This is a genomic window from Klebsiella sp. K5-204, from assembly GCF_030128585.1.
Classification (GTDB): Bacteria; Pseudomonadota; Gammaproteobacteria; order Enterobacterales; family Enterobacteriaceae; genus Klebsiella; species Klebsiella quasipneumoniae.
Genome location: NZ_JAKUZS010000023.1, coordinates 1 through 8,912, shown reverse-complemented (window position 1 = coordinate 8,912; position 8,912 = coordinate 1). Strand labels below are relative to the sequence as shown.

Genomic DNA, 8,912 nt, shown 5'->3' with positions numbered 1-8,912 from the left:
TGAATAGCTTCATCATCCAGCCAGAAAGTTATGGAGCCACGGTTGATGAGGGCTTTATTGTAGGTGGGCCAGTTGGTGATTTTGAACTTTTGCTTTGCCACGGAACGGTCTGCGTTGTCGGGAAGATGCGTGATCTGATCCTTCAACTCAGCAAAAGTTCGATTTATTCAACAAAGCCTGTATCTGGTTAAAGGCTTCGCGAATCGCCACACCGCGTTTTTTCAGCTCAATTTGCGCCAATGGCAGGCCATTGACCAGAATGGTGACGTCATAGCGGTTGGCGTGTGAGCCGGTCTGTTCAAACTGTTGAATGACCTGCACTTTGTTGCGCATGAGATTCTTTGATACATCAGTGATTAAGCCGATACGGTGACGTGGGTCGATACCTTCAGCGAGCCAAGCCCTGCATTCATCACGTTTATCTCGTGCCATTTTCAATGACATATCCGGATACTTGCCCAGAGTCAGCCATATTGGGGAAGTATCTCTACCGCCCAAACGGTAGAACATGACAAAGCTCACAGCCCCATTCTTGCTAACTCGCGCCGACATTCCGCGACCGTCTGAAATCAACCGCTGCTTAGTCTGCGATTTACCCTGTAGCGCTTTTAGTTGCCTATCACTCAGTTTATTTTCTGCAGCCATCTTCTCACTCTCTGCACACACAAAAGCAATACACACTGCAATACACAGTGGCCCGTAACGGAGAAAACGGATGCGATCATGCTCGAACATCAAAATCAAAAAAACCATAACTCTCATTAAGTTAACGAACAATCACGAACACTACCGTTCCTCTGAAACCTCTATGTTGTATGCTCATGATCCACGTCTGATGGCTTCTAAATTTGTATCTCCTTACCGCATGGCCGGAAATCAGGCAAAAATGATGCAGCTGATGCACAGGCTATCTGTGAAGCAGTTCGTCGCCCGCATATGCGGTTTATACCCGTTAAGGATGAGAGCCAGCAGGCGATGCAATGCCTACACCGCTCCCGTCAGGGATTTATAGAAGAGAAAACAGCAACGTATAATCGCCTGCGAGGATTGATATCTGAATTCGGCGTCATCGCGCCACAAAGTACAGATTCCCTGCGACACATGGTTTCTGCACAGAAAGATTCTTTACCACTTCAGGTTCAGCAATGTGTTGATGATTTGCTGGAGCACGTTGCTCGCATCGAAGCCAACATAGCTGAATATGATCGGATTTTGTCCCGCATGGCCAAAACAGATCATCGCAGTCAAAGGCTGATGGAATTGAAGGGCGTAGGCCCCACAACGGCCTGTGCGCTGGTCGCCAGTATCGGTAACGCACATGATTTTAAGAATGGACGCCAGCTGGCAGCCTGGCTGGGCCTTACGCCATCGCAGTACAGCAGCTGCGGAAAGTCGAATCTTGGCAGGATAACGAAAGCTGGCGATTCGTATCTGAGAACATTTCTGGTTCAGGGGGGCCGCTCGGTACTGATCGGGGCGGAGAAAAAGACTGATTCATTCAGTCGTTGGGTCTGTTCACTGATCGAGCGCAGAGGATACTGGCGTGCCGTTGTAGCGATCGCCGTCAAAAACGCAAGGCTGTGCTGGGCATCATTGCATTACGGTGATGATGTCAGGCTGTACTCAGCCAGCTAAAGCACGAAACAAAATAACCATCTGTTCTGCAATTCGTTGATGATAAAGGGTTAGACCCCGTGAGGCCTATCTGGCTATTGTACAGGATATACGTATCCGCTTAACGAACAAGAACCTCACGCGCGTCTTTCATCAGGGTCCGAATCGATAACGATTCATTATGACCGTTTATAGTACCGCAAACTCTCCCCTTTATTTTTAACTGTAGTGCAGACAGAAACCGTAAACACCGGCGTTGACATGCCGGGGAAGCCCTTATAGTACAATAATTTTCGATATCCAAACTTACCCCAATTATCCGGATTCCAGCGACTAGCCTAAAAATGAGTATTAATACTATCAATAACTTAAGTGATACCAACTGTCTGAAGATTCCAAGGGCCAGTCTATTCATGTACGAGAATCTGGTGAAGCCATAATTAACTCCGATTGACTTCTGAAGTATTACTCACGTCGCCGCCATGATTGTGCTGATGGTAATGTAACGTAAACATAACCCCACCAATTAACAGCGTAATAGCGGCACTTTCCTGGAGATCCGGAATGCGCTGTGAATAGATAAAACCATATAGCAGCGCGAAAAGGGTTTCAAAAACCACCATCTGCCCTGTCAGTGATACCGGAAGACGCCGGGAACAGAGATTCCACGCCAGATATCCCAGCCATGAGGAGACCACGGCTAACATCATGTTCGTTATCCAAAAGAGCGTTTGGGTGTGTTCCGGTAACGACAAGTCAACTGCAGAAAACCTGAATATACTGGCGATGAGCCATAGCAGTACCGAAATACATCCCGTACACAGGCCTATCAGGAGAGACCACTGGTTACTGGTGTAAGGGAGTTTTTTCAGACAGCGGGAGTTCTCGACAGCGTAACGGCTCCAGCACAGTAATGCAGCGAAGGCACAAAGGATCCCCAGCATCTGCCGTTTTCCTTCTGTAACTTGGTGCGATGATGTTTGTATCGCATGCAGATTAATCAGCACCACACCAGCAATGATAGCCGTCATCGGCAGCAATAATTGCCTGAAGGGCGGAGCATGCTGGTCCCTGCGACCAAGCACCGGAACCATCACCGGAATTAAACCTATCACTAACGATGTCGCGGCAATACCGACCTGCTGTACGGCCACCGCGACGAGCAGAAAATAGAAAACATTGCTCATCAGCGAAAGACGAATTAGCGTCAGCAGATCGCGATGATGCCATACACGGGCAATGTTGCGCCATTGAGGTATAAGTAATATTGCCGCCAGTATCCCATAGGTAGCAAAGCGACCGCAGGTTAACAGCAGTGGTGAGATCTCGGGTAGCAGTACCGGTGGCAGGAAGATGAATCCCCAGCATGCGCCAGCGAGTACGCCAAATGTAATCCCTTGCTTCATGCTGACTCCTTCAATGCCCTTTCAGGTAATCTAGCCCCCGACTGGCGCTCACTCCACGACGACAAAAAATACTGCAGCCGCGGGCTTTTCGGCTGATGGAACAGTTGCGCCGGTGCTCCCTGCTCTTCAATGCAGCCATCGGCAAGAAACAGCACCCGATCGGAGACTTTAGCGGCAAACCCCATCTCATGGGTCACAATCATCATGGTCATACCATCATCGGCAAGATTGCGGATGACCTTTAGCACCTCCCCGACCAGCTCCGGATCAAGCGCTGAAGTCGGTTCATCGAACAGCATAATGGCGGGTTTCATGGTCAATGCCCGGGCGATGGCAACGCGCTGCTGCTGACCACCGGATAACATCGCGGGCCAGCTATCGGCTTTGTCTGCCAGACCAACCCGTGCCAGTTGCGTTTTCGCTTCGGAGTAGGCTGCTTCACGGGAGACCTTTTTAACCCGCCGCAACGGCGTGGCTACGTTATCGAGTACCGTCATATGCGGCCACAGATTAAACTGCTGAAAGACCATACAGACGTCGCGTAAAGCCTGACGGTTTTCCTTGTCGCTTAAACGCCGGCGTTTTTCCCCGCCGAGAGGTTCATAGCCGACGTTCTCGCCATTCACCAGAATGCTGCCGGAGCTATAATCTTCCAAAAAGTTAATACAGCGTAACAGCGTGGATTTACCCGACCCTGAGCCACCAATCACGCAGATGACTTCTCCGGGAGAAATGCTGACATCGATGCCACGTAGAACATGGTTTTCGCCATAATGTTTATTGAGGTTGTTAATCTCAATAGCATAATCACGCATAGTATTAACCTCGGCTTAATTGAGAATAAGAATAATGGCGCTCTATTTTATTACCCAGACGGGAGATACCGATCGCGATCCCCCAATAGACAATGGCCATTAAGGCGTAGATTTCAACCATCGCATAGGTCTGGTTAGCAATGGTCATGGCGGTATTGGTGAGTTCACCGACCGTAATAATGGATAGCACCGACGACTCTTTTACCAAAATGACGCTCTGGCCAATCAATGGCTGGATAATGCGCGCGAGCATTTGCGGCCAGACAATGAAAGTAAATATTTGCCATGGACTTAACCCCAGGTCTGCCGCCGCTTCAACTTGCCCACCTGAGACAGCATTGCGACCCGCACGAAATATTTCCGCAAAATAAGCGGAACCATAACATCCCAGGCACAGTACCCCGACCTGTTGCGCCTCGAGATTAATACCTATATAGGGTCCACCATAAAAGACTAAAAAGAGCTGCACCAGTAACGGCGTGCCGCGAAACACATTAATCCATGCATGATATATCACATTAAATAAAGCCGGTTTTTGTCTTTCGAGAAGAAAAAAACATAGCCCGATCGCCAGCCCCAGCAGGATACCGCCGAGACTCATTTTTAGGGTCATTAAAATACCGGCGGCAATGGCATCTTTATAGGTAAAAAGTATTTCAACATTCATTGTGCTAATACCCTTTGAGCCGAAGATGAGCGGTTTTTCTCTAACCTGGTGCCAACAATACTCAGCCCCCACGAGGTCAGAAAATAAAGGAGACCGCATGCCGTATAAAACTCCAGCGGCCGATAGGTGGTTGAGGCCAGCGTTTGAGTCACTCTCATCAACTCATGGACCGCCACCACCGAGACCAATGCCGAGTTTTTGATAATATCGATGGTTTCATTAATCAAAGCCGGCATCATGGCGCGCAACACCTGCGGCATCTGAATATAAAACAGCGTTTGCGCCGCTGAAAAACCAAAATCTCGTGCCGCTTCCAGTTGGCCTTTGGGCAACATTTTAAAGCCAGCCCGAAGAATCTCTCCTTGAAAGGCTGCGGTATTTAATGAGAGAGCCACAACCGCCGCCAGCAATGGTGAAAGCGTGATCCCTACTGTTGGCAAAGCATAAAATATTAATATCAACTGGACCAGTAACGGCGTTCCACGATAAAAACTGACATAGGTTTTGCAAAAACAACGCACGAGACGCCGCGGAGAGTTTAACCCCAGGCAAATTAACCAACCGAGGATCAATCCTATGACAATCGCGCTCAGCGATACAGCCAGAGTACTGAGCACGCCAATTAATAGCTGAGGGAAATAGGGAAACACCACTGAAATATCAAACATATTGCCCTCCAGTATCCATCAAATTAGTTTGCCGGGGTCGGAACTTGCTCAGGAACGGCCATAGAAAAACCCAGCCACTTCGTTTGTAGCTGCGCCAGTTTTCCCGATTTATTCAACTGCACAATGCCGTCGCTGATAAATTTGACCAGTGAGGCGCTATCCGCATCCTTTCTTCCGGCCCATGCGTACCAAGTGGCCGGGCCAAACGGTGGGCGTACAATTTCAAACGTATCACCACGGGTCTTTACCAACGGCGCGAGGTTCGGCAGCGATTGCACAACCGCATCAACACGGTGCGCCGCTAATGCCGCATAGGCTTCGTTATAATCAATAAAGGCTTTTATTTCTTTAACGCCGTGACCGGTGGTGGGTTTAAGTACCGATGCTTCATATTCTTTTAGCACCGCAATTTGCGGCGCCCCGGCCTGGCTGGCGACAATCATGCCCTGGAGATCTTTGGCGCTATTAATGCGGCTATCCCCTTTGCGTTTCAGAATGGCCACGCTGGCGTCAGAAAAGGGAGCGGTAAAAGCAAATTTTGCTTCACGATCGCGAGTGATGGTTAAAGAAGTTGCCACAAAGTCAAATCGTTTGCTTTCCAGGCCGGGCAAAATCCCTTGAAATGGAATATCCAGCTGAACCACTTTCACCCCGGGTAATCCTTTCATCACTTCCGTGAGAATATCTTTTCCCAGACCGACTATTTTGCCATCTTCAAGCATTTCAAAAGGGGCATAGCGCGCTTCGGTGGCAATCACTATTTCTTTTTTTTGCTTAATATCATCCAGTAAATCAGCCTGGGCCGTAGATATCAATAATGGTGAAAGTTGTAAGGCAGACATAGAAAGTAATAGCCACAGTTTATTTTTCATCAATGTTTCTCCGCGAGTTTGAATGACGATGATAATATTTATTCATTCGCTGAGCGGCGACAAACGGTGGTTTCTAACTGATAACTATTAGCACGGCTAATGGTGATTTTGGCATGAATAGTGCTTATTACAGGTTATTTAGCAAAAGAGAAACCGATGATGCAACGAAAACCAGGTTTGCCGTCTCTCGACGGTTTACGCTACTTTGATGCCGCAGCGCGCAATCTCAGTTTTACCCGTGCCGCGCAGGATCTTTTTCTTACTCAGAGTGCAGTAAGCCAAAAAATTCAATCGCTTGAGCAGCAACTTGGCTATCTGGTCTTTCACCGCACTCCCGCGGGACTACGCTTAACCCCGCAGGGTGAACAACTTTTTATCGGAGTGCGCCAGGCCTTTGCCATCCTCGAAACTACGTTGCACCAAACCGGTGAAGAAACCCTTGAGGGCACCATAAAGATTCGGGTTATGCCGTCCTTTGCCACCAAATGGCTGCTTCCCCGATTGCATCAGTTTTATGAGCAGTACCCTATCAGCCTGGAAATTGATGCCGATATGACGCCCGCCAATTTTAAATCTGACGCGGTCGATATCGCCATCACTCCTTTTTGGGTTGATGATAAAAATCTAATTCAACGGCATCTGTTCAACGATGTGATCTATCCCGTGATCAGCCCGGATTTGTTGAAAACACGGCATCTGCGCAGTTACAGCGAACTCTGTGGTTTGCGCTTACTGCATGATTCCATGCCGCAAAATGCCTATAGCACCCATTGGCGCTCCTATTTTGCCCGCCTCGGGCTCTATGACCTGAATGTCGAGGCGGGAACCGGATTTTCCCGCGCTGACCTCGTACTCCAGGCCGCCTGCGCCGGCCAAGGAATCGCCTTAAGCCGTCACTCTTTGTGTGCGATGGAAGTGAGCAATGGCGCACTGATTCGCCCTTTTACCGATATCGTCGAAGACGGACAGGTGTGGTTAACCTGCCCGCGTAATAATGAGAAACGGCCACGCGTTCAGGCGTTGATTAACTGGCTGACACAAGAAACCGCACGTCATATTGCAGAGCGAACGCAAATTCTCGGTGAATATACGCTGCATAAGGCCGGCTAATGACGGCAAATTAATAATCTCCGTTTGTAGCAAGATATCATTTTCCAGATGATGGCATCACGCCATTATCAACGACGGAGTTTATTATGAGCATGCCAGATATTATTGAATTAGCTAATGGGCAAAAAGTTAAAGGAACGTTCAGCTCCCATGAGATGCAGCGCCGACTGTCGGGATTACGGGCCACCATGGAAGCAGACAGCATTGATGCAGTTATTTTAACCTCGATTCATAATATTAATTACTACGGCGATTTTTTATATTGTAGTTTTGGTCGCCAGTATGCCTTGGTAGTGACACCGAGCCAGTCATTTTTAATTACCACCAATATCGATGGAGGTCAGGGATGGCGCCGCAGCTACGGTGCAAATATCGTTTACACGGACTGGCAGCGCGATAATTATTACCGTGCAGTACGTAAAGTGGTTCCTGATAACAGCCGGCGGATTGCACTGGAAGGCGATCATGTAACGATCGAACAGCGCGCTAAATTTTGCCATTACCTTTCTCAGACACAGTTTATTGATATTGCACCGGCGACGATGCGTATGCGCATGATTAAGTCTGCCGAAGAGATTGCGCTGATTAAAATTGGTGCTCAGGTCGCCGACCTCGGCGGCGCGGCATGCGTCGCAGCGATTGCCGAAGATGTTCCGGAGTATGACGTTGCCCTGGCAGCCACCTCGGCGATGACCCGGGAAATCGCGAAACGCTTGCCGCATATTGAATTGCGCGATACCTGGACGTGGTTTCAGTCTGGCCTGAATACCGACGGTGCTCACCATCCGGTGACGACCCGTCGCCTCAAGCAAGGGGATATTTTATCACTGAACTGTTTTCCCATGATTGCCGGCTACTATACCGCGCTGGAGCGTACACTGTTCCTCGGTCAGCCTAGCGATGAGCAATTGCGTCACTGGGAGATCAACTGTGAGGTGCACCGCCGTGGGCAGGCGCTCATTCGCCCTGGCGCCCGTTGTTGCGATATCGCCGCCTCGCTCAATGAAATTTATCGCGAGCATGACCTGCTGCAGTATCGGACTTTTGGCTATGGTCACTCCTTCGGCGTACTGAGCCACTATTATGGCCGCGAAGCCGGTTTAGAATTACGCGAGGATATTGAAACCGTTTTAGCGCCGGGAATGGTAGTCTCAATGGAACCGATGATCATGCTGCCAGAGAACATGCCGGGACACGGCGGTTATCGCGAACACGATATCCTGGTAGTCACCGAAAATGCAGCAGAGAACATTACCCATTTCCCTTATGGTCCTGAGCATAACATTATAGAAAAATAGCAGATAAGCATGCCTAATGTAGAATGCATCAATATATCAGCACCTTCTGGTGCTGATTATTTTGCCCGGCTTTGTAATATGAGCGTCATTATCTAAATTCAACAGGAAATAATGTGATGCTCTATCTTCCTCAGATCAGTTCAGTGGAAATGACTCTAAATCATTGATAGTGTTTTATTGTCATGTAGTACTCAATGTGACCTACCCAGCGTTTATTAACATACCCCAATATTAGTAATGTATTCATAAGCCACATGAGGACATCCCCATGAAGGGTAATGACGGCTTTGTTGAATAAATAAGATTTCGTGCGAACGACCCTGTAGCTGGCTGGATTTTCAGGCAATACGCACGCTTTCAGGCATACCTGCTTTCGTCATTTTGTTCAGCGCTCGTACCAGGGCCATAGCCTCCGCAACCTGACCATCGTAGTCACGCAGCGTCAGTGAACCCCCGAACAGC

At 48.8% G+C, this 8,912-nt stretch carries 7 protein-coding genes and 5 pseudogenes; 3 read left to right on the top strand and 9 right to left on the bottom strand.

Annotation, left to right across the window (positions count from 1 at the left end):
* From MKR05_RS26515 to MKR05_RS26505, 3 pseudogenes are all read right to left on the bottom strand, one after another.
* Window positions 1–146: pseudogene (locus MKR05_RS26515) on the bottom strand (IS5/IS1182 family transposase); the annotation flags it as partial.
* 13 nt (window positions 147–159) lie between these two features.
* Window positions 160–342: pseudogene (locus MKR05_RS26510) on the bottom strand (type I restriction endonuclease); the annotation flags it as partial.
* Between the two features lie 21 nt (window positions 343–363).
* Window positions 364–645, bottom strand: a pseudogene (locus MKR05_RS26505) (Arm DNA-binding domain-containing protein); the annotation flags it as partial.
* Window positions 646–814: 169 nt separating this feature from the next.
* Here MKR05_RS26505 and MKR05_RS26500 point away from each other — a divergent pair.
* A pseudogene (locus MKR05_RS26500) lies at window positions 815–1,635 on the top strand (IS110 family transposase); the annotation flags it as partial.
* Between the two features lie 419 nt (window positions 1,636–2,054).
* Here MKR05_RS26500 and MKR05_RS26495 read toward each other — a convergent pair.
* Genes MKR05_RS26495 through MKR05_RS26475 form a run of 5 tightly spaced genes read right to left on the bottom strand, consistent with a single transcriptional unit; the run spans window position 2,055 to window position 6,042 of the window.
* Complete coding sequence (locus tag MKR05_RS26495) at window positions 2,055–3,020, bottom strand: DMT family transporter (protein WP_017901242.1); 966 nt, start codon at window positions 3,018–3,020, stop codon at window positions 2,055–2,057.
* A complete protein-coding gene (locus MKR05_RS26490) occupies window positions 3,017–3,835 on the bottom strand; it encodes an amino acid ABC transporter ATP-binding protein (protein ID WP_017901243.1) in 819 nt (272 codons plus the stop codon). The genes MKR05_RS26495 and MKR05_RS26490 overlap by 4 nt, the downstream gene beginning before the upstream one ends.
* A gap of 4 nt (window positions 3,836–3,839) precedes the next feature.
* The gene (locus MKR05_RS26485; protein ID WP_017901244.1) at window positions 3,840–4,502 is read right to left on the bottom strand and encodes an amino acid ABC transporter permease; all 663 of its coding nucleotides are present in this window, start codon (window positions 4,500–4,502) and stop codon (window positions 3,840–3,842) included.
* Entirely contained in the window at window positions 4,499–5,170 is a 672-nt protein-coding gene (locus MKR05_RS26480) for an amino acid ABC transporter permease (RefSeq protein WP_017901245.1), read from the bottom strand. The genes MKR05_RS26485 and MKR05_RS26480 overlap by 4 nt, the downstream gene beginning before the upstream one ends.
* 23 nt (window positions 5,171–5,193) lie before the next feature.
* Entirely contained in the window at window positions 5,194–6,042 is an 849-nt protein-coding gene (locus MKR05_RS26475; protein WP_004118155.1) for a transporter substrate-binding domain-containing protein, read from the bottom strand.
* A gap of 156 nt (window positions 6,043–6,198) precedes the next feature.
* On the opposite strand from MKR05_RS26475, the gene MKR05_RS26470 reads away from it, so the two are divergent.
* Both MKR05_RS26470 and MKR05_RS26465 read left to right on the top strand, forming a co-directional pair.
* Window positions 6,199–7,152 (top strand): LysR substrate-binding domain-containing protein, encoded by a 954-nt coding sequence (locus tag MKR05_RS26470; protein WP_020481021.1) that lies wholly within the window; start codon window positions 6,199–6,201, stop codon window positions 7,150–7,152.
* An 86-nt stretch (window positions 7,153–7,238) separates the two neighbouring features.
* Complete coding sequence (locus tag MKR05_RS26465) at window positions 7,239–8,450, top strand: M24 family metallopeptidase (protein ID WP_017901247.1); 1,212 nt, start codon at window positions 7,239–7,241, stop codon at window positions 8,448–8,450.
* A gap of 338 nt (window positions 8,451–8,788) precedes the next feature.
* On the opposite strand, the pseudogene MKR05_RS26460 reads toward MKR05_RS26465, so the two are convergent.
* Window positions 8,789–8,912, bottom strand: a pseudogene (locus tag MKR05_RS26460) (IS5/IS1182 family transposase); the annotation flags it as partial.